Raw genomic sequence first — 23,069 nt, 5'->3', positions numbered from 1 at the left:
CGCCCGGCTGCTGCTCCAACTGGACACCCTGGAGTCACGCTTCGCCGACCACGACGGTTTCCTCGCCGAGATCACCGACAAGCGCACCGAGGTCCACGACGCGTTCTCGGCGCGCAGGCAGACCCTCCAGGACGCCCGGGCCCGGCGCGCGGAGCGTCTCGCCGCGTCGGCCGGGCGCGTCCTGGAAACCATCGCCCGGCGCATGGCCGGCCTGGACAGCCTCGACGCGGTCAACACCTGCTTCGCCTCCGACCCCATGGCCGCCAAGGTCCGGCGCACCGCCGAGGAGCTGCGCGAACTCGGCGACCAGGTGCGGGCGGAGGAGCTGGAGGGACGGCTGAAGGCGGCCCGCCAGGAGGCCGGCCGGGCACTGCGGGACCGCGCCGAGTTGTTCGCGGACGGTGGTGACACCATCCGCCTGGGCCCCCACCGGTTCGCCGTGAACACCCGGCCTCCGGAGCTGACCCTCGTACCGCACGCGGACGGAGGCCTGGCGTTCGCGCTGACCGGCACGGACTACCGGCGCCCGGTCGCAGATCCCGGGTTCGCGGACACCAGCGCCTACTGGGATCAGGTCCTGCCCTCCGAGAACGCCGACGTCTACCGGGCCGAGTACCTGGCTGCGCGGCTCCTGGCCGAGCACGGCGCCGGGACCCTGGTGGGGGCGGACCTGGCGACGCTCGTACGGGAGGCGGCCGAGGCCGCGTACGACGAGGGGTACGAGCGCGGCGTCCACGACCATGACGCGACCGCCGTCCTCTCCGCGCTGCTCGGGCTGTACGAGCAGGCCGGGCTGCTGCGTTACCCGGCCGCCGACCGCGCCGCCGCCCAGCTCTTCTGGGCCCACGGGACGGCCCCCGAGGCCCGGGAGGCATGGGCGCGGGAGGCCGCCTCGCTGGTACGGGCACGGGAGACGTTCGGCACCGCACCGGCGCTGGAGGCGCTGCGTGCCGAACTGGCCGAGGCGGGGCAGCTGTCCCACCGCGCCGCCGAGTACCTCGTCGAGGAGCTGGCCTCCGGCGAGTCCTTCGCCGCGGGCCCGGCGGCCCGCACGCTGCTGGACAAGTTCCGCATGGCGGCCGGCTCGTCGCCGTACGACGAGGATGTCCGCGCCCGCCTCTCGGCGGGCGACCCGGCGTCCGCGCGGCGTCTGGTGGAGGGCTGGCTCGCCTCGTACGCCGCCTCGTGCGGCGAGGTGGTCGATGACGGGGACCTCGCCGAAGCCGTGGCGATCGAGGTCTCCCGCGACCTGGACCGCTACGACCTGGACGGGCCCGTCGCGGCGCGTGTGGAGGGCCTGCTCGGTGCCCATCCCAGGATCGAGCGCCGTGCCCTGCCCCTGCGTCTCGACGAGTTCCTGGCCAGGACGGCGGACTTCACCACCCGCGTCGTGCCCGGGTTCCGCGCCTACCAGCGGCGCCGGAACGCGCTCCTCACCGCCGAACGCCGCCGTCTGCGCCTGGACGAGTACCGTCCGCGCGTCATGTCCTCCTTCGTGCGCAACCGTCTCGTCGACGAGGTGTACCTGCCGCTGATCGGGGACAACCTCGCCAAGCAGCTCGGGGCCGCCGGGGAGGGCAAACGAACCGACAACCACGGTCTGCTGCTGCTCGTCTCCCCTCCCGGCTACGGCAAGACGACCCTCGTGGAGTACGTCGCCGACCGTCTCGGTCTGCTCCTGGTGAAAGTCGACGGACCTGCCCTCGGACACGGTGTCACCTCCCTCGACCCGGCCCAGGCCCCGAACGCCACCGCCCGCCACGAGCTGGAGAAGATCCACTTCGCGCTGGCGGCGGGCAACAACGTCCTGCTGTACCTGGACGACATCCAGCACACCTCGCCGGAGCTGCTGCAGAAGTTCATCCCGCTGTGCGACGCCACCCGCACCCTGGGCGGTCACGACCTGCGGGGCAAGCGCTTCGCCGTCTGCATGGCCGGAAACCCTTACACCGAGTCCGGGCAGCGCTTCCACATTCCCGACATGCTCGCCAACCGCGCCGACGTCTGGAACCTCGGCGACGTCCTGACCGGCAAGGAGGACGCCTTCGCGCTGAGCTTCATCGAGAACGCCCTCACCTCCAACCCGGTCCTTGCGCCCCTCGCCGGGCGTGACCGCGCCGACCTGGAGCTGCTGGTGCGCCTCGCCGCCGACGACCCGACCGCCCTGCGGGACCGGCTGGCCCATCCCTACTCCCCCGCCGAGCTCGACCGCGTCATCGCCGTTCTGCGCCACCTGCTCACCGCCCGCGAAACGGTCCTCGCCGTCAACGCCGCCTACCTCGCCTCCGCCGCCCAGGCCGAGGGAGCCCGCGCCGAACCGCCCTTCCGGCTCCAGGGCTCGTACCGCAACATGAACAAGATCGCGGCACGGGTCTCCCCGGTCATGAACGACGCCGAGCTGGCCGCCGTGGTCGACGACCACTACTCCGGCGAGGCCCAGACCCTCACCACCGGCGCCGAGGCCGACCTCCTCAAGCTGGCGGCCCTGCGCGGCTCACTCACCGGCGAACAGGCGACTCGCTGGGCCACCATCACGTCGGCGTACGTCCGCACACAGGCCCTGGGCGACTCCGGCGACGACGCCCTCGGCCGGGCGGTCGCTGCCCTGGGCCTGCTCGCCGACCGCGTCGCGGCCGTCGAAACGGCCATCACCCGAGCCACGGACCCCCGCCACCTGCTCAGCCGCCCACTCGGCCGGCATGCGGTTCGCCCCGAAGGCCACGCGGGCTGATGCCACACCCTCCGCGAACCGTGTGCTGCCGGGAGGCCCAGGCGTAACGAGACTTCTCCTGCCCGGGAGACGTCCCATGCCCCGGCGGCGCGGGCCGGTCGAGCGCCCTCGGCCGGACAGTCAGTGAGGGGGACGGGCGGGGAGGGCGCCGGAGGCGGCGCCATCGGCCTCGGCTGCGTCAGCGACGGCCCTGGCAGCGGCTTCGGCGGCCTGCGCCGCGTCGTCGGCTGCCTGGGAAACGGTGTGGCCCGCGGACCGCTCGCGGGTGGCCGATGACTGGGGCAGCACCTCGCTGAAGGCGCGGGACACACCTTGGAGCGCGGACGTGACCTCGCTGGGGATCACCCAGAAGGTGCTGCCCGGGCCTTGGGCGAGCTGGGGCAGCATCTGCAGGTACTGGTAGGCGAGCAGCTTGGGGTCGGGGTCGTTGCGGTGCACGGCCTGGAAAACCTCATCGATGGCTCGGGACTGTCCCTCGGCCTGCAGGATGGCAGCCGTACGGTTCCCCTCGGCACGAAGGACAGCAGCCTGCTTGTCGCCTTCGGCGGTGAGGATCTGGGACTGCCGTTGCCCTTCCGCTCCAAGAATCGCGGCGCGCTTGTCCCGCTCGGCTCGCATCTGCTTCTGCATCGCGTCCTTGATGGACTGCGGGGGGTCGATCGCCTTGATCTCCACCCGGTTGACTCGCAGCCCCCATTTGCCGGTGGCCTCGTCCAGCACGCCCCGGAGCTGGCTGTTGATCGTGTCACGTGAGGTGAGAGTCTTCTCCAGGTCCATGGAGCCCACGACATTGCGCAGCGTGGTGACAGTGAGCTGCTCAACCGCCTGAAGGAAATTGGCGATCTCATAAAACGCCGCTCGCGGATCGGTGACCTGGAAGTAGAGAACGGTGTCGATCTCGACGACCAGGTTGTCTTCGGTGATGACCGGTTGCGGCCTGAAGGAGACGACCTGTTCCCTCAGATCGATCACCGGGTGCACACGGTCGATGTAGGGGATGACGAGGTTGAGGCCGGGTTTCAGTGTCCGATGGTACCGACCGAGTCGCTCGACGTTACGCGCGCGGGCCTGGGGCACGATGCGTACCGCCCGCACGACGGTGAACACCGCAATGAGTGCGACGATCAGGCCGGCGATGAGGAGCCCTGAGTTTTCCATGGTCTCAGTCCCGGGGGTAAACGAGCGCGGTTGCGCCGTTGATCTCTATGACGTCGACGGTCGTTCCGGCGGGAATTTCCAGCGTCTCGTCGTACGCGCGGGCCGTCCATTCCTCCCCGTCGATGCGAACCCTGCCGCCCTGGCCCGTCACCTCTGAGATGACATAGGCAGCCCTACCGACCAGTGCGTCTACGCCGAATCGCTCCGCCTGGGGGCGACGCACATGACGCAGCGCGAGCGGTCGCACAAACAGCACGCTGATCGTAGCCACCACGGTGAACACCAGAAACTGGAGGGGTAGTGGCAGCCCGAGCGCCGCAACGGCCGCCGTGATCAATGCGGCCGCCCCCAGCATGCCAAGTGCAGCGGTGAGCGTGAGGATCTCCGCCACAGCAAATACCGCCGCGACGATCAACCAGATGAGCCATAGATCCATTGTCGACCCCTCCAGGGAGATGGGGGCACAAACGGCTCGTCAATCAATTTCCACTCAGAGGGGCGGCGCCGACGATCCCAGACCTCGCCGAACGAGCTGAGAGGTGTCGGCGCGACGGAGGCGACCTTCTCCTTTTGTAGAATTTTACCCGCTGCTCCCGAAAGGCGCTTCTTTGGCCCAAGGGGATTCCCTCTGCCCCCGCTGCAGCGCCCTCTGCGGGTCCGCGGACACCTGGTGGGCCGCCTCCGGGATGACCGGTTCACTGACGGTGAAATTCGAAGGCGCTGTCGCGCTGCTGCAGAGATTGCGCCGCTACATGGATCGGGTGTTTCGGAGTCGGTCGAGGCGTGTGATGACCGGGCCGGCCGTGACGCCGTGCAGTACGACCGAGGCCAGCACGGTGAAGGTGACCACGGCCCACAGCTCCCGCTCCGGGACAGCGAAACCGTGCTGGCCCAGGGCGTAGGCAAGGTAGTACAACGAGCCGATCCCCCGGACGCCGTAGGCCGCGACGACCCAGCGCTCCCGGTTGTGCAGGGAGCTACGCAGCAGTCCGGCCCAGCCCGACAGCGGTCGGATCACCAGCAGCACCACGCATGCGATGGCCGCGCCCCGCCACGTAAGCGCGGACAGGCCGCCCTGTGCGATGAAGGCGCCCAGCAGGAACAGCACGGCCGCAGTCAGCAGGCGCTCCACCTGCTCCATGAAGTCGTGCAGGACGTTGTGGTAGCCGTGGGCTCGCTCGGCGGCCCGTATGGAGCACGCGGTGACGAACACCGCCAGGAAGCCATAACCGCCGGCGAGCTCCGTCACTCCGTAGGACAGGAAGGTGGCGCCCAGCGCGACGAAGCCCTCCCGGTGCTGAGACAGCCGCAGCACTCTTGATCGCGCCCGGAAGAACAGCCAGCCGAGCAACCGCCCCGCCAGTAGTCCGCCCAGCACACCGGCAGCGCACTTGTACGCGACGTCCTGCGCGGCCCAGGGACCGATCCACTCAGCCGACCAGCCGCTGCCCGCGGCGGCGGCCAGCCCCACGGCCGCGTACGTCAGCGGGAACGCGAGTCCGTCGTTCAGGCCCGCCTCACTGGTGAGAGCGAATCGCACCTCGTCCTCATCGTGTTCGTCGTCTGTGGGCTCCCCCACCCGCACTTCCGCCGCGAGAACCGGATCGGTGGGCGCCAGCACGGCCCCCAACAGCAGCGCGGCGGCCGGCGGCCAGTCCAGCAACCACCAGGCCATCAGCGCGGTGGTCAGGAACGTCAATGGCATGGTGACACCCAGCAATCGCCAGGTCGCGCCCCACCGGTGCCGCCCGACGGGTCGGTTGAGCGCCAGCCCCGCACCCATCAACGAGATGATCACCACGACCTCGGTGACATGCTCGGCCACCACCCGGTCGTCCACCGGATCGATCACGGGCAGCGGCAGAGGCAGCAGATACACGCCGATGCCGCAGAGCAGGAAGACCAGCGGCAGCGACAGCGGTCGTCCGGCCAGGGCCCGAGGCAGCACGGCCGCGAGCAACGCTCCGACCCCCAGCCACGCGAAAACTGCGTCCGCGCTCGTCACGTGTATGGCCCGCCCTTCTCGTCACCATGGATCTTGGGTGTGCTCCGCTGGGTACCCGGCCGGATACCCCACATCGCGCACGTCATGGACGACGACCAGCGGCCAGGCCAAGCCGTCGGCCGGGAGAGACGGCGGCCTCGAAGGGATCAGGGGACAGCCGGTCCCACCTTTCACGGTGAGCCCGTCTTCCCTCCTCTCCGGGTGTTCATGCGCTCCCATTCCGCAGCCCATCGCGCCATACGGTGGCACTCAAGCCCCTGACGCGCCGCCCAGGCGACAGCCAGCACGGCCCCACTCGCCCCTGACGCCGCCAGCACGCCTCCTGAGATCGCGTGCCACCGGGCCTCCTCATGGGTCAGCGGCTCAGCCGCGATCTTGCCGTTCGGATCCGTCCACACCGTGACCGTGTGCCCGGCCGGGGTCCCGGACGGCACTCTCGCCTCGTCCGTGTGCGTGGAACCTTCCGGCGCCGTCCAGCGCACTGTCGCCCAGACCCGATAGCCGCTCGGTGCCCGTTCGGGCAACCGGTCCTCCGCGTCCTCGACGAGTACGGCCGAGACCTCACGCCGCTCCGCCCGCTGCCGCTCGGCAGACTCTGCTATGGCATCCGCCGCTGCCAGGCCCGCCAGCAGGCCGCCGACCAGTGCCACCACCCACGAGGCGAGGAGCACCCACGCTTCGACGATGTCACTGCGCCGCCGCAGCGGATTGCGCCGCCACCGCCACCACCGCACCCTTCCGCGCTGTGACGCTCCCATCGGCCGACACCCCAACCCCTGCCACCTTCACCGGCTTTCCGTGCTGCGGAGTGCCTGGCGCCGGACGATCCGGGAGATGTCATCCGCGGTGATGATGCCCACCAGGTTCTGTCCCTCGGTGACGAGAACGGGCAGGGCCCGGCCCGGGGAGAGCTTTTCGAGCACGTCCTGCAGCAGGTCCTCCGGGGCGCAGCTGGCACAGCGCGCCCAGGGGGTCGCCACGTCGCGTACCCGAAGCGTCTCTCGTTGTGCGGCGGGAATCCTCGCGAGCCGCGGGAGGTGAACCAACCCGCTGGGGCGCCCTTCGAAGTCGATCAGGACCAGTGCGGAGTGCCGGGTCCGCACGGCCACGTCATCGATGCAGCGTTGCACCGTCATCCAGTCCTGGCACGTCTCCACGGGGCTCGTCATGGCATCCGCCGCTCGCATTCCGCGCAGGGCAGGAGCGAGCCTCGCGCGCTGGTGTTCCGCCCCGGCGACGATCATGACGAAGAAGCCGATGACCGCCAGCCACAGCCCACTCAGGGCGCCCCGCAGGACGACGGTCCAGCCGAGGCCGATCAGCACGACTCCGAGGACCTGGCCGGCTCGTGCGGCCGCTCGCTCGGCGCGGTCCTGGTCCCCGGTACCCCACCAGGTCAGCGCCTGTACCACCCGTCCTCCGTCGAGCGGGGCGGCGGGCAAGAGGTTGAACACGGCCAGGACGAGGTTCACCCAGCCGAGCCAGAGCAGGACGGCTGCGGGCACCTCCGCCCCGGACAAGGTGTCCAGCCCGATGCCCGCTCCGAGCGCCAGCGCACCGGCGAGCAGGCTGGTGAGCGGCCCGCTGACCGCTACCCAGAACGTCGAGCGTGCCGTGCGGGGCTTGCTCATCTGGGTCATACCGCCCAGGGCCCACAGTGTGATGCTCTGGACAGGGATGCCCCTCTTACGGGCCGTGATCGCATGGGCGGCCTCATGGGCCAGCAGGCTCACCAGGAGCATCAGGGCCCCAGCCAGGCCGGCGACGGTGTAGGTGGCGTTCGACTGATCCGGGACCATGGCCGGGAGGGTCTGGCTGCCCAGGCTGTAACCGAAGAGCATCACGAGAAGGGGCACCGTCCAGTGGATGCGCAGTGGCGCCCCGAGAAAGCGGCCCATCCGTACCGAGTTGTTCATGGCTCTCTCCTGCGGGCCAGAGCGGGCAGCCCCACGCGGGAACCGATGTGCCGCGGGGCCCACGGGTGGGCACCAGCACGGGTTCCGCCTACTGCCAGTATCACTCGGCGTGAGTGGCCGGCGGCGGGAGTCGTTCCCCGCGGAGCCGGCCGACGCCGCGGGTGTGTTCCGACGACGATGCGGGCGGGCGGTGGCGCGTCCGGCTGCCCTTTGGAGTGGGCCGCCGACCGCCCGGTTGTCCGCAGCGCCCGAGGGACCGTCCGGGGCCGGGAACCTCGGCCGTGGGTAACGGATACGGCCGGAGCACGGTTGTCCGGCGACATTTGATCGTCGCCGGCCGAGGGTGGCCTGTTGAAGACCGCCGTGAGGATCAGCCCCGCGACGGCGACGACGGCGAGGACGAAGCCGGTCTTCCCGCGCCGGCCGAGGCGTACGCCCTCGTCACCAGGCGTGTTCTCGTGTGCGCTGGCTTCCGTGGAGGCGAGGGCATCGGTACCGGCCTGCTCCTCGGGGAACTGATCGTTCAGCTCGCCGGCGCCTCCCCCGACAAACGACGACTGCGCCGCGATGAGGTGGGGCCGGGGTGGCTGACCCGTCTGTCGCCCCCCCCTGTCCGAAGCCAGTACCCCTGTCTCACCAGCCCACCGGCAGGCCTGCGATGAACGACGTAAGCCGGTCGGCGATGAGTCGGTCGTCGTGTGCCGAGTAGTGCCAGTGGCAGCCCTGGAAGTCCAGCCCGGAGTGGTCGAGGAACCAGGAGCGGACCCGGTTGTCGCCCGTGTCGTTGCGGGCCTTGACCACCTGCTGGACATGGGCGGCGTACGGGCCGGCGCCGACTGCCACGATGGTGGTCGTGGCCCCGTAGCGCTCGCGCAGCTTCTGGAGGAAGTCGCCGTAGGCGGTGCGGTAGGCGGCCGCGAGGCTGTCGGGTGTCCACGGCTCGCCGGGGCTGACGGCGGTCGAGAAGTCGTTGGTGCCGAGGTTGACCACCACGAGCTGGGGGCGCCAGGTGCCCGGGTTCTGCCAGACGTCGCCGGACACGTTCAGCAGGGCGCGGTCGTAGTAGGTGCGGTACGTGATGTCCGGCGAGCCTCCGTTGTAATTGCGCACCATGCCGAGGCCCGAGTAGCCGTTGATCTGGTAGTCGGCGTTCAGCCGCCGGGCGGTGAGGGCACCGTAGCTCAGGTCGGAGTTGGTGGTCCGCCTGAGCTGCTCCCCGGTGCAGTCGCGGGAGGTCGAGAGGTTGCCGTAGCCCGCGGTGAGGGAGTCTCCGATGAACTCGATCTGGCGGTCGCGGGCCCTCGGCCTGCTCAGTACGGCTCCGCCGGGCGCGGCCACGAAGCCTCCGAACGTGCTGGTGTCCCCCGGACTGTCGTTGCGCTTGACGAGCCGGACGGTGTGCTCACGGTTCTGCAGGCCGTTGATCCAGTGCGTGGTGTCGCCGGGCGTGACGAGTGTGGCGACGGTGGACCCGTCGATCTGGACGTCGTAGTCGGCGGCCGAGTCGTCGAGCACGATGCCCACGCCGGTGCCCCTGACGACGCCCTCGAAGTACACACCGGGCCAGCTGTACTGCACCGTGTCTCCGCCGTCCTTGACGCGGCCCGCGGTGTGTACCTGGGCCAGCACTCCGGTGGCGCGGACCAGCCGCCACTGCTGGTTGGTTCCGCCCCCGTCGGTGTGCTGCACGACCTTGGCGCCGTCCGCGGCGGAGGCGCCCTGGACCTCGACGGCCTTGCCGCTGTCGCGGTTGATCAGCCGGACGTGCCCGTCGGGGGAATCGGCCAGCCGGAACTGCTGGTTGGTGCCGTCGAGGTCGTTCCACTGCACGATGCCCGCACCGTCGGCGGTGGAGTAGTCGTAGACGTCCAGGACCTTGCCGGAGTGCTGGGCCTTGAGCCGGTAGTAGCCGCCGCCCGAATGCACGAACCGGAACCGCTGGTTGGCCCCGTCATGGCGGGTGTACTGCTGTATGGCCGCGCCGTTGCCGGTGTCCGCGCCGGACACGTCGAGCGCCTTGCCGCTGGCGCGGTTGACCAGCACGTACCAGGTGTTCGTGTCCACGGTGGCCGCCTGCGCCGTACCCACGGTCCCCAGCGCGGTCAGGAGCACCGCCAGTGACGCGGTCACCGTGACGAGCACCGCTGTCGGCCTCCGCCGGCTCCGCCACGACGCCCTGAGGGAGGCCGTCACGGACGCGGTGACCGTCAGCGCGGCGGCTGCGAGGAGGCGGAGCAGTCCGCCTGGTCGTCCGGGCACCTGGAACTCCTTTTCTGGGAGGGCGCCACACGGAAAAAGCGTACGAAATTTCGGACATCATTCGGAAAATCGCGCAGTCACGGATAGTAGAGGGGGGAGCGGAGATGTCAACACCTGCCACCGAATCGCCGCTTGACCTGGAGAGGCCCAGAAATCGAAGGGCCGAAACTTTCGATGACAGCGGCGAATCCCGCGAGAGGGATTGACGGCACCGACCGCCCGCCGTTATCCAGGTTGCTCAGACATTCGATCCATGTTCGACATCCCGAACCAGCGAGCCGCACCGCAAGGAGTACGCCGCCCATGGATCTGTCATGCTCTCGCCATTACCTGTCCCGTCGTCACGCGCTGACGGCCGCCGCCGGCCTGGCCACCGGAGCGATCCTGCCCCTGGCCGGAACCTCCCGCGCGGCCGCCGCGCAGTACGCGAACCCGGTGATCTGGCAGGACTTCGCGGACATCGACGTCATCCGGGTCGGCAACACCTTCTACGCCTCGGCCTCGACGATGCACTACTCCCCCGGCGCGCCCGTCCTGCGCTCGTACGACCTGGTGCACTGGGAGATCGCCGGCCACTCGGTGCCGGTCCTGGACTTCGGCGCCAAGTACGACCTGAACGGGGCCCGTGGCTACGTCAGAGGGATCTGGGCGTCGTCGCTGGCCTACCGCCCGAGCAACAGGACGTTCTACTGGCTCGGCCAGATCGACTTCGCCCGGACCTACGTCTACACCGCCACCGCGGTCGAGGGGCCGTGGAGCAGACTCACCACCATCAGCACCCCCTACTACGACGCGGGACTGCTGGTCGACAGCGACGACACCCTGTACGTGGCGTACGGCAACACCACGATCAGCGTGGCCCAGCTGTCGCCCGACGGCCGCACCCAGGTCCGCGCGCAGCCGGTGTTCACGGCCCCGTCGAGCGTCGGCACCCTTGAGGGCTCCCGCTTCTACAAGATCAACGGGCAGTACTACATCTTCCTGACCCGCCCCGCCAACGGCCAGTACATCCTCAAATCGTCGGGCGGTCCCTTCGGTCCGTACACGATGCGTCAGGTGCTCCTCGACCTGCGCGGGCCCATCCCCGGCGGAGGCGTCCCGCACCAGGGCGGACTGGTGCAGACACAGAACGGCGCCTGGTACTACCTGGCCTTCGTCGACGCCTACCCCGGCGGCCGGATGCCCGCGCTGGCACCGGTCACCTGGACCCCGGACGGCTGGCCCGTGGTCCAACTGGTGAACGGCGCGTGGGGAGCCTCCTATCCCAGCCCCGCTGTGCCCCCTCCTCCCCGACAGGTCACCCCCATGACCGGCGTCGACACCTTCGAGGGCACGACTCTCAAGCCGAGATGGGAGTGGAACCACAACCCGGACAACACCAAGTGGTCGGTCGGCGACGGCCTGACCCTGAGCACCGCGACCGTCACCGGCGACCTCTACTGGGCCCGCAACACCCTCACGCACCGCATCCAGGGCCCCACGTCCACCGCCACGGTCCAACTCGACCACTCCGCGATGCGGGACGGCGACCGGGCCGGACTCGCGCTGCTGCGTGACTCCTCCGCGTGGATCGGCCTCAAGCGCGACGGCGGCGTCACGCGGGTGGTGACGGTCAGCGGACTGACCATGGACACCAACTGGAACACCACGGGCACCGGCTACGAGCTCGCGAGCGCGGCCGCTCGGGGCAGCCGCATCTGGCTGCGCGCGAGCGCGGACATCCGCCCCGGCGCGGCACGTCCCGCAACCTTCTCCTACAGCACCGACGGCATCACGTTCACCCGCCTGGGGCCCGACTTCTCCCTGGGCAACGACTGGCGGTTCTTCATGGGATACCGGTTCGCCCTCTTCAACCACGCCACCCGGGCACTCGGCGGCGCGGTCCGCGTGACGCGGTTCGAGCTGTCCACGCCATGAGCCAACTCGACCTGATGACCGACGTGGAGCTCCCGGCTTCGACCCGGGGGCCCGCTGCAGCCGTCAGGCGCTGGAGCGGACGACCAGGCGGGTGGGCAAAATCAGCGGGGTGGGGTCGTCCCCGTTGACGAGCGCGGCGAGCATGCGCGCCATCTCCCGCCCGAAGGCCTGTACGGGCTGATGAACGGTGGTGAGTGGCGGATCCGCGGCCTCAGCGACGGTCAGGTCGTCGAAGCCGACCACGGCGACGTCGGCGGGGACCCTACGGCCGGCCCCGCGCAACGTGCGCAGTGCTCCCGCCCCCATGTTGTCGTTGGCGGCGAACACCCCGTCCAGGCCGGGGTGTTCGGCCAGCAGTGTGGCCATGACGGCGGCTCCGCTGCGCTCGGTGAAGTCCCCCTCCTTCGGCGGGAACGGATCGAGCCCGGCCGCCAGCATGGCGTCCCGGTAGCCGCGATAACGGGCGCGCGCCACCTCGGTGTCCAGCCGCCCGCAGATCGTGGCCACGCGCGTCCGGCCGCGCGAGATCAGGTACTCGGTCGCCTCGCGCGCTCCACCGAGATTGTCGACGTCCACGAACCACCGGGGAGCCGCACCGACCGGGCGTCCGCCGAACACGACGGGCATCGCCGCGTCCTCGGCCATCCGGGCCAGGTGATCGTCCTCGCGCAGTGCCATCAGCATGACACCGTCGGCGCCCTTCGACCGCAAGAGCTCCTCCACCCGCTTGCGGCCCCGGTCGGTAGCGGCCAGACACAGCATCAGGTACAGGTCGGCCTCCTCCAGGGCGGCCGACGCCCCGACGATCACCTGGGCGAAGAACGGGTCGGCGAAGATCGAGGGATCCTCTCCCGAGACGACCAGGGCGGCTGCTCCTGTCTGCCGGGTGGCCAGAGCCCGGGCGGTCGGGTTGGGTACGTAACCGAGTCGCCGAACGGCCCGTTCGACCGCCTCGCGTTTGGCGCGGCTGACGTGCGGGGCGTTGTTGAGGGCGCGGGAGGCCACGGAGCGCGAGACGCCCGCGAGTTCAGCCACCTCGTCGAGCGTCGGCTGCCGACGCGGCACACCCTCTGCCATGAACCATGAACCCTTCCCACTCGACCGGACGGGAATCGTCTCACCTCGGCCCTGCCGCTTCCACCCGCCGGGGACCCCCACGCGACGAAGGACCGGGAGCGCTTCCAGTCCGATACCGCTCCAGCCGCCTCATCCCCGCCCGCGAGAACCCTTGACAGCTCAACTACCGCGCCACACCATACCGATCACACCCCAAGAACCTCCCAGCGCTTTTGGAAACGCTTCCAGTGGGAGCGCTCCCAGTCAGCTCGTACCACCGCACTTCCTTCAGCGCGTCGCACGCTCGGGACGAGAGCGCGCGACGCATCCCTGCCAGGAAACCGAGGTACCGTCATGCGCCGCAGACTCCGCACCGTCGTGGCAGCGCTCCTCGCTCTGCCGCTGGCGCTCGCCGCCGCACCATCCGCCCACGCGGCCGACCCGACCACCATGACCAGCGGGTTCTACGTGGACCCCGACTCCAGCGCCAAGCGGTGGGTCACCGCCAACCCCGGCGACGGCCGGGCACCCGCGATCAGCTCCGCCATCGCCAACACCCCGATGGCGCGCTGGTTCGGCTCCTGGAGCGGCACCATCGGAACCGCCACGGGTGCGTACGTGGGCGCCGCGGACCACCGGGACAAACTGCCCCTCCTCGTCGCCTACAACATCTACAACCGCGACTACTGCGGCGGGCACTCGGCGGGCGGTGCCGCCTCGCCGTCCGCCTACGCGAGCTGGATCGCCCAGTTCGCCGGTGGGATCGCCGACCGCCCTGCCGTCGTCGTTCTCGAACCGGACTCCCTCGCGGACTACGGCTGCATGACGCAGGCCCAGATCCGCGAACGCCAGGGCATGCTCACCGGCGCCCTCGCCGAGTTCAGCCGCCAGGCCCCCAACACCTGGGTCTACATGGACGCTGGCAACCCGGGCTGGGTGAGCCCCGCGACCATGGCCCAGCGGCTGCACGAAGCAGGCCTGCGCCAGGCTCACGGCTTCTCGCTCAACGTCTCCAACTACTTCACCACGGCCGAGAACACCGCCTTCGGCAACGCCGTCAACAGTGAGCTCGGCGCCCGTTACGGCTACACCAAGCCGTTCGTCGTGGACACCAGCCGCAACGGCAGCGGCTCCAACGGCCAGTGGTGCAACCCCTCGGGCCGCCGCATCGGCACGCCCACCCGGCTGGGCGGAGGCGCGGAGATGCTCCTGTGGATCAAGACGCCGGGCGAGTCCGACGGCAACTGCGGCGCCGGAACCGGCACCTCGGCCGGACAGTTCCTCCCCGAAGTCGCCTACAAGATGATCTACGGCTACTGATCCCCGGCCTCCCGTGGCCCACTGCATCCCGGCCGCCAGGCGGGCCACGGGCAGCAGCCACCCCAACGCCGCGGGTCCCCGCTCACGCTTCCCCTGCGGGGCTGCAGACAGCCCCGCGGGGGATTCCCGCACCCACCATCGACCAGGCGCGGTCATGCCATCACGCGGCCCACGGCACCGCGCGGGCGCGGTTGTCGCGGCACTCACCGCCTGCGCCGCCCTCCTCGCAACCAGGCGCAGGCCCAGGCCGCACCCCGCACGACGTGGTCACCCCGGCCACGCCCCCGCTCTCCGGCTGCCACATTCTTCAGCCGACCGGAACCGGCACACCGTCTGGTGCGGTCACCGCGGGGATCTCCCTCGATCAGGCATTCCCGCAGGTCAACGTACCCGCCCTCGGGGTTTCAGCGGTGTCGCCGGCAGCTCAGGGGCCGACAGCGGATCTCCGTCGTACCCCTTCACCACCCCGAACCGCGTCCCTTCCATCCAGTCCCGCCGCGCCTGTTCGATCTCCTCCTGCGTCCGTCCGATCCAGTTCCAGAACATGATCAGCTCCTCCTCGAACGGCTCGCCGCCCAGCAGCATGAGGCCGGCGTCCGAGTCGGCGCGCAGGGGGAGTTCGGTGCGGCCGCAGCCGAGGTAGAGCAGGGAGCCGGGGAGGACGGGGACGCCGTCGACGTGGGCCTCGCCGGACATGGCGAGGACGGCGTACTCGAAGTCGGGCTCCAGGGGGAGGCGTACGTCCGCGCCGCGGGTGAGGGCGAGGTCGGCGCCGACGATCGGCGTGTACGCGGTGCCGGGCGAGGTCGCGCCGTCGAGGTCGCCGAGGACCAGGGTGGCTCGCAGGCCCGGTGCCGTGACCACCGGGAGGTGCGCGTGGTGCTCGAAGCGCGGGTCGGTGTGGCGGTGGGCGTCAGGGAGGGCGACCCAGAGCTGGGCACCGTGCAGGAAGCGGGCGTGCGAGCGGGGGCTTTCCTCGGAGTGGCTGATCGCCCGGCCGGAGGTCATCAGGCCCAGTTCACGCGGGCGGATCGTCTGGAGGCTGCCGGTGGAGTCGCGGTGCAGGACCTCGCCCTCGTGCAGCCAGCTGACGGTCTGCAGGCCCATGTGCGGGTGCGGGGGCACCTGCATGCCGGGTTCGTCGGCGATGTCGTCGGGGCCGTAGTGATCGACGAAGCACCAGGCGCCGACCATCCGGCGGCCCAGGTTGGGCAGCAGCCGGCGGACCTCCGTGGACTCGCCGAGCCGGACCCTGCGCGGGCTGAGGAGTTCGCGTACGGGTTCCGCCACCACGAAGCCGCGGCCGCCGCACACGCTCGGCACCGCCTGACGGTCGAGATTGCTCATGCCGCTCAACCTAGCCCGCCGGGGGCGCCGTCAGCAGGCCAACGCCCCGGACCGGACCAAGTAGTGGAATGTTTAACCACCTGCCGCTGTTGCAGCGCCCGAAGGAGGTCACCAGTGGAGACCACGTACTACGGCCACGGGACACCGGCGGAGCGCTGGGAGCGCGCGCGGATGTTCTTCGACGCCAAGGACTACGCCGCCGCGGCGCGCGTGCTGGACGGGCTGGTCGAGGAGGAGCCGGGGCAGACCGGCCCGCGCCTGCTGCTGGCCCGCGCCTACTACCACTCGGCCCAGCTGCGCCGCGCGGAGGCCGAGCTGCGGGTCATCGTGGAGCGCGACCCGGTCGAGCACTACGCCCGGCTGCTGCTGGGCCGCACCCTCCAGCGCCAGGGGCGGCCGGACGAGGCCGAGCCGCATCTGCGGATCGCCTCCGCCCTGGCCGGTGACTTCGAGCAGCTCTGAGGCACCGACGGCCGACACACGTACGGGCCCGGCTCCCCCCTGTGGAGCCGGGCCCGTCGTCCGTGCCGCGCGCGGCGTGGCCGTTTACCTCGCCGCGTACGTCCGTCTCCCCCGCCGGTGGGCGATCTCGCCGAGGACGATGTCCACGGCCAGGAACGCGGCCAGCGGGATGCCGAGCAGCGGCACGAAGTAGCCGACGACCGCGACGGCGGCCAGCAGCGGGACCAGGATCTGCGGGGGCACCTCGGCCCAGGCGCCGCGCGGGACCGGGCGGCCGAAGGCGGAGCCCCGGCCACGCTGCCACCACATGCGGTAGCCCCACAGGATCAGCACGATCAGGGACACGGCGAGCAGCATCAGCGCGATCTGGTTGACCAGGCCGAACAGGACGCCGGAGTGCAGGTCGATCCCCCAGCGGGTCAGCTTGGCGAGGACCGGGTAGTCGGCGAACCGCAGCACGTCCAGGACCTCGCCGGTGGCCGGGTCGACCGCCACCGAGTCCTGCTTCTGGGGCCAGCTGCGCTGCACCTGTTTGACGACGTACGCGGAGGAGGCGTCGGCGGGCGGCTGGATCTCGACGGGGTCGGTCAGTCCCTCGGCGCGCGCCGCGGCCAGCACCTTGTCCAGGCCGACGCCGGGCGCGGCCCGCTCCCCGCCGGCGGGCGCGGCGCCGCCGTGCTCCGCGTGGTCGCCGGCCACCGCCGCCGAGACCGTCGGGGTGGCGCCGCCGAGCGAGGTGCGCAGTTCGTCGATGTTCGCCCCGGCGTACGCGGACCAGGTGAGGCCGGTCGCCGAGAGGAAGAGGAAACCGGCCGCGGCCCAGGCGCCGAGGGTGCCGTGCAGGCCGAGGGTGCGGCGCCGTCCGCTGGTGCCGTGCAGCCTGCGCAGGGCGCGGCGACGGGAGAACCAGAGCACCAGGCCGCCGGCCGCGATCACCCACAGCCAGCTGGCGGCCAGTTCGCTGTAGAGGCGGCCGGTCTCGCCGAGGTGCAGATCGCGGTGGAGTTCGTCGATCCAGGTGCGCACCGGCAGCGCGCCGGACGCGCCGTACTGTTCCAGGGCGCCTTCGACCTTGGCGGTGTACGGGTCGACGAAGACGGCGAGGGTGTGGTCCGGGTCGACGCCGGGGACGCCGGACAGCAGCACCCTGGTGGTGGCGTCGGCCTCCGGCGAGGGCCGTACGGCTGTGACGGTGCCCTCGGGGTGGGCCGCGCGGGCGGCGGCGACCTGCTCGGAGACCGGCAGCACGGTGTCGCCGACGGAGACGGTCAGTTCGTCGGCGTAGACGATCTTCTCCGCCTCGAAGGAGGCGGCGTACAGCAGGCCGGTGACCGCGGCGACGAGCAGGAAGGGGGCGACGAGCACTCCGGCGTAGAAGTGCAGGCGCAGGATCAGCGGGCGCAGCGGCGCCCAGCCGCGGGGCGGCGCGGTCGGCGGGGCGGCCTGGGCCGGCGGGGCCGGCGGGGCGGCCTCGTCCGGGTGGGGCGAGGGAGCGGTGGTCATCGGTGGGTCTCTCCGGGGACGCGTGGTGTTCGGCCGTGGTGGTCCAGTAGTCGGAGGGTGACGGCCTTGAGTTCCCGGCGAATTGGGTGACCTACGTCACAGGCGCGCGGGGGCGTGGCATGCTGACGGAATGCCTACTCCCAGCCCTCGGGCGCCCCTTGCCGAGCAGGTCGAGCAACTTCTCACCACCGACGGGCCGTTGCCCGTCGTCGCGGCGGGGGATCCGGTGCTGCGGCGGCCGGCCGAGCCGTTCGACGGGCAGCTGGACCCGGCGCTGCTGGCCCGCTTCGTCGAGGCCCTGCGCCGCACGATGCACGCGGCGCCGGGTGTCGGGCTCGCCGCGCCGCAGGTCGGGGTGGCGCTGCGGATCGCGGTCGTCGAGGATCCGGCGCCGGTGCCGGATGAGGTGCGGCGGGCGCACGGGCGGGTGCCGCTGCCGTTCCGGGTGCTGGTGAACCCGGCGTACGAGCCCGTCGGGCCCGCGCGAACCGCGTTCTTCGAGGGCTGCCTGAGCGTGCCGGGCTGGCAGGCGGTGGTGGCGCGGCCCGCCCGGGTGCGGCTGACGGGCGCGGACGAGGACGGCCGTGCCCTGGACGAGGTGGTCTCCGGCTGGCCCGCGCGGATCGTGCAGCACGAGACCGACCATCTCGCCGGCGTGCTGTACCTCGACCGCGCCGAGCCGCGTTCGCTGTCGTCGAACCAGGCGATGGCCGAGCGCTGGACCCAGCCCACGCCGCACGAGGCCGCGCGGGCACTGGGGTTCGTCCTGCCGGAGTGACCGGGGTGGACCCTCGTCCGTACGTCACTTGTCCCGGTACGCCTCCAGCAACCGCAGCCACACCTCGCTGACCGTCGGGTACGACGGCACCGCGTGCCACAGCCGGCCGACCGGCACCTGGCCGGCGACCGCGATCGTGGCCGAGTGGATCAGCTCGCCGACGCCGGGGCCGACGAAGGTGACCCCGCGCAGGATCTCGTCCTCCAGGTCGACGACCATACGGGCCCGGCCCCGGTAGCCCTCGGCGTACAGTCCCGCCCCGGCGACCGAGGAGAATTCGACGTCGACCGCGCGGACGCGGTGTCCGGCCTGTTCGGCCTCGGCCAGGGAGAGCCCGACGGCCGCCGCCTCGGGGTCGGTGAAGACGACCTGGGGGACGGCGGCGTGGTCGGCGGTGGCGGTGTGCGCGCCCCAGGGGCCGGCTTCCAGGGTCGTCTCTCCGGAGGCGCGGGCGGCGATGGCGGCGCCCGTGATCCTGGCCTGGTACTTGCCCTGGTGGGTGAGGAGCGCGCGCTGGTTGACGTCACCGACCGCGTAGAGCCAGTCCGTGCCGGTGACCCGCAGGCTGTCGTCGACCGGCAGCCAGTCGCCCGGCTCCAGGCCGACGGTGTCGAGGCCGATGTCGTCGGTGCGCGGGGCGCGGCCGGTGGCGAACAGGATCTCGTCCGCCTCGATCCGGTCGCCGCCGTCGGTGACGGCCACCACGGTGCCGTTCTCGCGGCTGACGGACTCCACGGAGGTGCCGGTGCGGACGTCGGCGCCGGCCTCGGCCAGTGCCTCGGCGACGAGTTCCCCGGCGAACGGCTCCATCCGGGAGAGAAGGCCCTTGCCGCGCACCAGGAGGGTCACCCGGGAGCCGAGGGCCTGCCAGGCGGTGGCCATCTCGGTGGCGACCACGCCGCCGCCCACCACGATCAGCCGTCCGGGCACCGCCTTGGCGCTGGTGGCCTCCCGGCTGGTCCAGGGCCGGACGTCGGCGAGCCCGGGGAGGCCGGGCAGCTGGGCGCGGCTGCCGGTGCAGACGGCGACGGCGTGCCGGGCGGTCAGGGTGCGGTGGGTCCCGTCGGCCCCGGTGACGGTCACCGTGCGGGGTCCGGCGAGGCGGCCGTGGCCCCGGTACAGGTCGGCGCCGATGCCGTCCAGCCAGCCCGCCTGCCCGTCGTCCCGCCAGTGCGCGGTGTGGTCGTCCCGGTGGGCGAGCACCGCGGGCGCGTCGAGGGGGCCCCGCACCAGATGGCGCAGCCCGGGGACGCGGCGGGCGTCCGCGCGGGCGATGACCGGCCGCAGCAGGGCTTTGCTGGGCATGCACGCCCAGTAGGAGCATTCGCCGCCGACCAGCTCGTTCTCCACGACCGCGGTGGTCAGACCGGCCGCGCGGGTGCGGTCGGCGACGTTCTCCCCCACGGGTCCGGCCCCGAGGACCACGACGTCGTACGCGATGGAATCCGTTTCCGTCATGGAGTCAGTCTGGTGGGTGGTGTGCGGCGTGGCCACAGGGGTACGCGCGCGGATGCGTGACGGTGCGCGCGGGGACGTATGGCCGTGCGCGCACGGAATAGCCGCCCGCCGGGCAGTGTTGTCCGGACGGCTCGCCCCCGCAGCGGGGCTCCGCCCCACACCAGGAAGAGGGATACGCCATGAGCGGCACCGTGGAGCTGACCAAGGAGAACTTCGACCAGACGGTCACGGACAACGATTTCGTCCTGATCGACTTCTGGGCGGCCTGGTGCGGTCCGTGCCGGCAGTTCGCGCCGGTCTACGAGAAGGCGGCGCAGGAGAACCCGGATCTGGTGTTCGGCAAGGTGGACACCGAGGCGCAGCCGGAGCTGGCGGCGGCCTTCGGCATCCAGTCGATTCCCACGCTGATGATCGTCCGGGACCGGGTGGCCGTGTTCGCCCAGCCGGGAGCGCTGCCGGAGGCGGCCCTCGCGGATGTCATCGGGCAGGCCCGCGAGCTGGACATGGACGCGGTCCGCAAGGCGGTCGCCGAGCAGCAGGCACAGGCGGATGCGCAGGCCGAGCAGAACGGCCAGTGACTCCCCCGGCCCATCGCTCCCCGGCCCTTTCGGCGCTTCCGCCCGCTGGCTCTCCTGCCTGCTCCCCTCCCGTTGCGCATCAGTGATATGACGTGTCGTCAGCTGGAGTCGCGGTGCACCACCGCGGCTCCCAGCACCTCTCGGCGCTCCAGTGCGGCGCCCGGGTCGCGGACCGCCCGGTCGACGAGTTCGGCGAGGTCGCGGCCCGACGGCAGCTCGATGTGCACGGTGCTCAGGCGGGGCCGCAGCAGCCGCCCCACCATGAGGTCGTCGGCGCCGATCAGGGCCGTGTCACCGGGGACGGTCACCCCCTCGTCCTGGAGCGCGCGCAGGAGCAGCATGGCGTACTCGTCGTTGTACGCGAACACCCCGTCGAGGCCGAGGCCCGGCCAGCGCGCGGCGAGCCGGGCCGCCGCCTCCTCCTGGTAGGCGAGCGGCAGCTCGGTGACGGTGGCGCCGGTGCCCCGCAGGGACTGGCGTACGCCGTCCAGGCGGGGCCGGGAGAAGATCTCCAGGCCGGGCTCCGCGGGGACGACGACGCCGATCCGGCGCCGGCCGCGGGCGAGCAGATGGGCACCGGCGGCACGGCCGACCGCCGCGTGGTCCATGAGCAGGGCGTGCGCGCCCGGCACCGCCGCCGGCCCCAGGGTGACCACGGCGCGGGCGCCGGAGCGCTTGAGCAGGGCCACGCCCTGCGGGCCGAGGTCGAAGCCGGGCGCCAGGACGGCCACCGGACGCAGCTCGGCCCAGGCGCGCGCGGCGTCGTCGCCGGCCAGGCCGAGGCTGCCGTACTGCACGACCGTGTAGTCGAGGCGGCCGAGGGCCTGCTGGAGTTCGTTGATGAACCGGCTGTAGAGCGGTCCGACCGGTATGGCCGGGGCGGGCATCAGGACCATCCGGCTGTGCCCGGCGCGCAGACTGCGCGCCGCCGCGTGCGGTACGTATCCGAGTTCCTCCGCGGCCTCGCGGACCCGGCGCCGGGTGGGCTCGCTGATCCGTACGGCGCTGGTGTTGTTCAGGACGTAGGAGACGGTCGCCCGGGAGACGCCGGCCAGACGGGCCACATCGGCACTCGTGGGCACGGAGCGCTGCGCGGGCGCGGGCGTTTTCGGTATCTGCACCATGACGTACGGCATCTTGGCAGAAGCCGGGACGCCGGGATCGGGCACCCCCGGGAGCCCCTGGGCGCCCCAGGCGTCACCCTCGATGATCTCCGGTCGCGGCCGGTTCGGCGCCCGTGATCCGGGTGACCAGGTCGGTCCAGCCCGCCTCCAGGCGTTCCAGGGGCATCCCGCACTGCCGGGTGAGGTGCTGGACGGCGACCGGGTCGAGATAGCCCATCAGCGTCAGGGCGAGCAGTTCGCAGTCCGCGTCGGGGACCACCTGCCGCAGCAGCATCATGACGTGGCCACGCAGCAGCCGCCGGGGCGGTGCGGTGAAGCGGCGGTCCGGAGCGGGCTCGGCCGCGATCTGGAGTTCCAGCGCCTCGATCGCGTGGCGCAGGGTCGCGTGGCCGAAGGCGTTGAGCCGGTCCACGGGCGGGGCGCCGGGACCGAGCGGCGGGGGGCCGCTGAGGAACGAGGCCTGGAACTTGCGCTCGGAGTGGTCGAGCAGCGCGGTGAGCAGGCCGACCCGGTCGCCGAAGCGCCGGAAGACCGTCCCCTTGCCCACCTGGGCCGCCGCGGCCACCGCCTCCATCGTGACGCCGGCCGCGCCGTGCTCGGCGATCAGCCGGGCGGCGGCCTCCAGCAGCCTGGCCCGGTTGCGCGCGGCGTCGGCCCGCAGGCAGGGGTCCTGCCCGGGAAGGCCGAGTTCCAGCAACTCGGGAGCGGCGGGGGGCTCCTGGGGCGGCGGGAAGGGGGGCAGGGAGGCGGACATGAAGACAGCGTAAAGCATCGGGAATGAAACTGGACCGCGGTCCGGTTACCTGCTACAACATAAGCGGACCCCGGTCCGGATAGGGAGCACCGGGCCGCCCACCGCCGTTTCTTGAGTCATCGGGAGTACCCATGTCCGTTCGCATCCTCGCGCTCGTCGGCAGCCTCCGCGCCGGTTCGCACAACCGCCAGCTCGCCGAGGCGGCCGTGAAGCACGCCCCCGAGGGCGCCGACATCCAGCTGTTCGAGGGCCTGGCCGAGATCCCCTTCTACAACGAGGACATCGACGTCGAGGGATCGGTCCCGGCCGCCGCCCTCCGGCTGCGGGAGGCCGTGGCCGCCGCCGACGCGCTGCTGCTGTTCACGCCCGAGTACAACGGCACCATGCCGGCCGTGCTGAAGAACGCCATCGACTGGCTGTCCCGCCCGTACGGCGCCGGCGCCATCGTCGGCAAGACGGTCGCCGTGGTCGGCACCGCGTTCGGCCACTACGGCGGTGTCTGGGCGCACGACGACACCCGCAAGTCCGTCGGCGTCGCGGGCGCCAAGGTGCTGGAGGACGTCAAGCTCTCCATCCCGGGCTCGCTCCAGCGTTTCGCCGAGACCCACCCGGCCGATGACGCCGAGGTCGCCGCTCAGCTGACCGAGGTCGTCGCCCGGGTGCACGGCGAGGCCGTCGCGGCGGCCTGACCGCCCCCGCGCCC

General features: G+C 71.7%; 19 protein-coding genes. 7 read left to right on the top strand and 12 right to left on the bottom strand.

Translation table 11 applies throughout. From position 1 onward, the window contains the following. Positions 1 to 1,072 precede the first annotated feature (1,072 nt). Positions 1,073 to 2,731 (top strand): ATP-binding protein, encoded by a 1,659-nt coding sequence (locus VE614_RS33705; RefSeq protein WP_414719550.1) that lies wholly within the window; start codon positions 1,073 to 1,075, stop codon positions 2,729 to 2,731. Positions 2,732 to 2,851: 120 nt separating this feature from the next. Here the strand turns inward: VE614_RS33705 and VE614_RS09335 are convergent, their stop codons facing one another. From VE614_RS09335 to VE614_RS09310, 6 genes are all read right to left on the bottom strand, one after another. After that, positions 2,852 to 3,889 carry an SPFH domain-containing protein gene (locus VE614_RS09335; protein ID WP_324934610.1) on the bottom strand — a complete coding sequence of 346 codons (1,038 nt, stop codon included), beginning with the start codon at positions 3,887 to 3,889 and terminating at the stop codon, positions 2,852 to 2,854. Between the two features lie 4 nt (positions 3,890 to 3,893). Continuing rightward, on the bottom strand, positions 3,894 to 4,325 hold the full coding sequence (locus VE614_RS09330) for an NfeD family protein (protein WP_324934607.1): 432 nt from the start codon (positions 4,323 to 4,325) through the stop codon (positions 3,894 to 3,896). A 312-nt stretch (positions 4,326 to 4,637) separates the two neighbouring features. After that, complete coding sequence (locus tag VE614_RS09325; protein ID WP_324934605.1) at positions 4,638 to 5,894, bottom strand: cation:proton antiporter; 1,257 nt, start codon at positions 5,892 to 5,894, stop codon at positions 4,638 to 4,640. A 170-nt stretch (positions 5,895 to 6,064) separates the two neighbouring features. Next, a complete protein-coding gene (locus VE614_RS09320) occupies positions 6,065 to 6,652 on the bottom strand; it encodes a hypothetical protein (protein ID WP_324934603.1) in 588 nt (195 codons plus the stop codon). Positions 6,653 to 6,679: 27 nt separating this feature from the next. Then, a complete protein-coding gene (locus VE614_RS09315) occupies positions 6,680 to 7,810 on the bottom strand; it encodes a site-2 protease family protein (protein WP_324934601.1) in 1,131 nt (376 codons plus the stop codon). Between the two features lie 633 nt (positions 7,811 to 8,443). After that, positions 8,444 to 9,940 (bottom strand): RICIN domain-containing protein, encoded by a 1,497-nt coding sequence (locus VE614_RS09310; RefSeq protein WP_324934623.1) that lies wholly within the window; start codon positions 9,938 to 9,940, stop codon positions 8,444 to 8,446. Between the two features lie 432 nt (positions 9,941 to 10,372). Here VE614_RS09310 and VE614_RS09305 point away from each other — a divergent pair, with 432 nt between their 5' ends. Continuing rightward, complete coding sequence (locus tag VE614_RS09305) at positions 10,373 to 11,986, top strand: glycoside hydrolase 43 family protein (RefSeq protein WP_324934599.1); 1,614 nt, start codon at positions 10,373 to 10,375, stop codon at positions 11,984 to 11,986. 63 nt (positions 11,987 to 12,049) lie between these two features. Here VE614_RS09305 and VE614_RS09300 read toward each other — a convergent pair whose 3' ends face one another. Next, the gene (locus tag VE614_RS09300) at positions 12,050 to 13,063 is read right to left on the bottom strand and encodes a LacI family DNA-binding transcriptional regulator (RefSeq protein ID WP_324934597.1); all 1,014 of its coding nucleotides are present in this window, start codon (positions 13,061 to 13,063) and stop codon (positions 12,050 to 12,052) included. Between the two features lie 333 nt (positions 13,064 to 13,396). Here VE614_RS09300 and VE614_RS09295 point away from each other — a divergent pair, with 333 nt between their 5' ends. Next, a complete protein-coding gene (locus VE614_RS09295; RefSeq protein WP_324934595.1) occupies positions 13,397 to 14,362 on the top strand; it encodes a glycoside hydrolase family 6 protein in 966 nt (321 codons plus the stop codon). 381 nt (positions 14,363 to 14,743) lie between these two features. Here the strand turns inward: VE614_RS09295 and VE614_RS09290 are convergent, their stop codons facing one another. Then, positions 14,744 to 15,709 (bottom strand): pirin family protein, encoded by a 966-nt coding sequence (locus VE614_RS09290; protein ID WP_324934593.1) that lies wholly within the window; start codon positions 15,707 to 15,709, stop codon positions 14,744 to 14,746. Positions 15,710 to 15,823: 114 nt separating this feature from the next. Between VE614_RS09290 and VE614_RS09285 the strand changes: the two genes are divergently transcribed. Next, on the top strand, positions 15,824 to 16,171 hold the full coding sequence (locus VE614_RS09285) for a tetratricopeptide repeat protein (RefSeq protein ID WP_324934591.1): 348 nt from the start codon (positions 15,824 to 15,826) through the stop codon (positions 16,169 to 16,171). A gap of 84 nt (positions 16,172 to 16,255) precedes the next feature. Here VE614_RS09285 and VE614_RS09280 read toward each other — a convergent pair whose 3' ends face one another. Continuing rightward, positions 16,256 to 17,674 (bottom strand): PepSY domain-containing protein, encoded by a 1,419-nt coding sequence (locus VE614_RS09280; RefSeq protein ID WP_324934589.1) that lies wholly within the window; start codon positions 17,672 to 17,674, stop codon positions 16,256 to 16,258. 130 nt (positions 17,675 to 17,804) lie between these two features. Between VE614_RS09280 and VE614_RS09275 the strand changes: the two genes are divergently transcribed. After that, on the top strand, positions 17,805 to 18,452 hold the full coding sequence (locus VE614_RS09275) for a peptide deformylase (RefSeq protein ID WP_324934587.1): 648 nt from the start codon (positions 17,805 to 17,807) through the stop codon (positions 18,450 to 18,452). Positions 18,453 to 18,476: 24 nt separating this feature from the next. On the opposite strand, the gene VE614_RS09270 is transcribed toward VE614_RS09275, so the two are convergent. After that, positions 18,477 to 19,910 (bottom strand): NAD(P)/FAD-dependent oxidoreductase, encoded by a 1,434-nt coding sequence (locus VE614_RS09270; protein ID WP_324934585.1) that lies wholly within the window; start codon positions 19,908 to 19,910, stop codon positions 18,477 to 18,479. 179 nt (positions 19,911 to 20,089) lie between these two features. Between VE614_RS09270 and trxA the strand changes: the two genes are divergently transcribed. Further along, complete coding sequence (gene trxA / locus VE614_RS09265) at positions 20,090 to 20,488, top strand: thioredoxin (protein WP_324934583.1); 399 nt, start codon at positions 20,090 to 20,092, stop codon at positions 20,486 to 20,488. A 98-nt stretch (positions 20,489 to 20,586) separates the two neighbouring features. On the opposite strand, the gene VE614_RS09260 is transcribed toward trxA, so the two are convergent. Both VE614_RS09260 and VE614_RS09255 read right to left on the bottom strand, forming a co-directional pair. After that, positions 20,587 to 21,612, bottom strand: coding sequence for a LacI family DNA-binding transcriptional regulator (locus tag VE614_RS09260; protein ID WP_414719549.1), 1,026 nt, complete (start codon positions 21,610 to 21,612; stop codon positions 20,587 to 20,589). A gap of 73 nt (positions 21,613 to 21,685) precedes the next feature. Then, positions 21,686 to 22,384: a helix-turn-helix domain-containing protein gene (locus VE614_RS09255; protein ID WP_324934579.1), complete on the bottom strand. Its 699-nt coding sequence runs from the start codon at positions 22,382 to 22,384 to the stop codon at positions 21,686 to 21,688. Between the two features lie 113 nt (positions 22,385 to 22,497). Here VE614_RS09255 and VE614_RS09250 point away from each other — a divergent pair, with 113 nt between their 5' ends. Further along, entirely contained in the window at positions 22,498 to 23,055 is a 558-nt protein-coding gene (locus VE614_RS09250; protein ID WP_324934577.1) for an NAD(P)H-dependent oxidoreductase, read from the top strand. The last annotated feature ends 14 nt before the right edge of the window (positions 23,056 to 23,069 follow it).

Origin of the sequence: Streptomyces sp. (assembly GCF_035645055.1) — a bacterium.
Classification (GTDB): Bacteria; Actinomycetota; Actinomycetes; order Streptomycetales; family Streptomycetaceae; genus Streptomyces.
The sequence above is the reverse complement of the archived record's forward strand: the minus strand, read 5'-3'. Positions and strand labels throughout refer to the sequence as shown.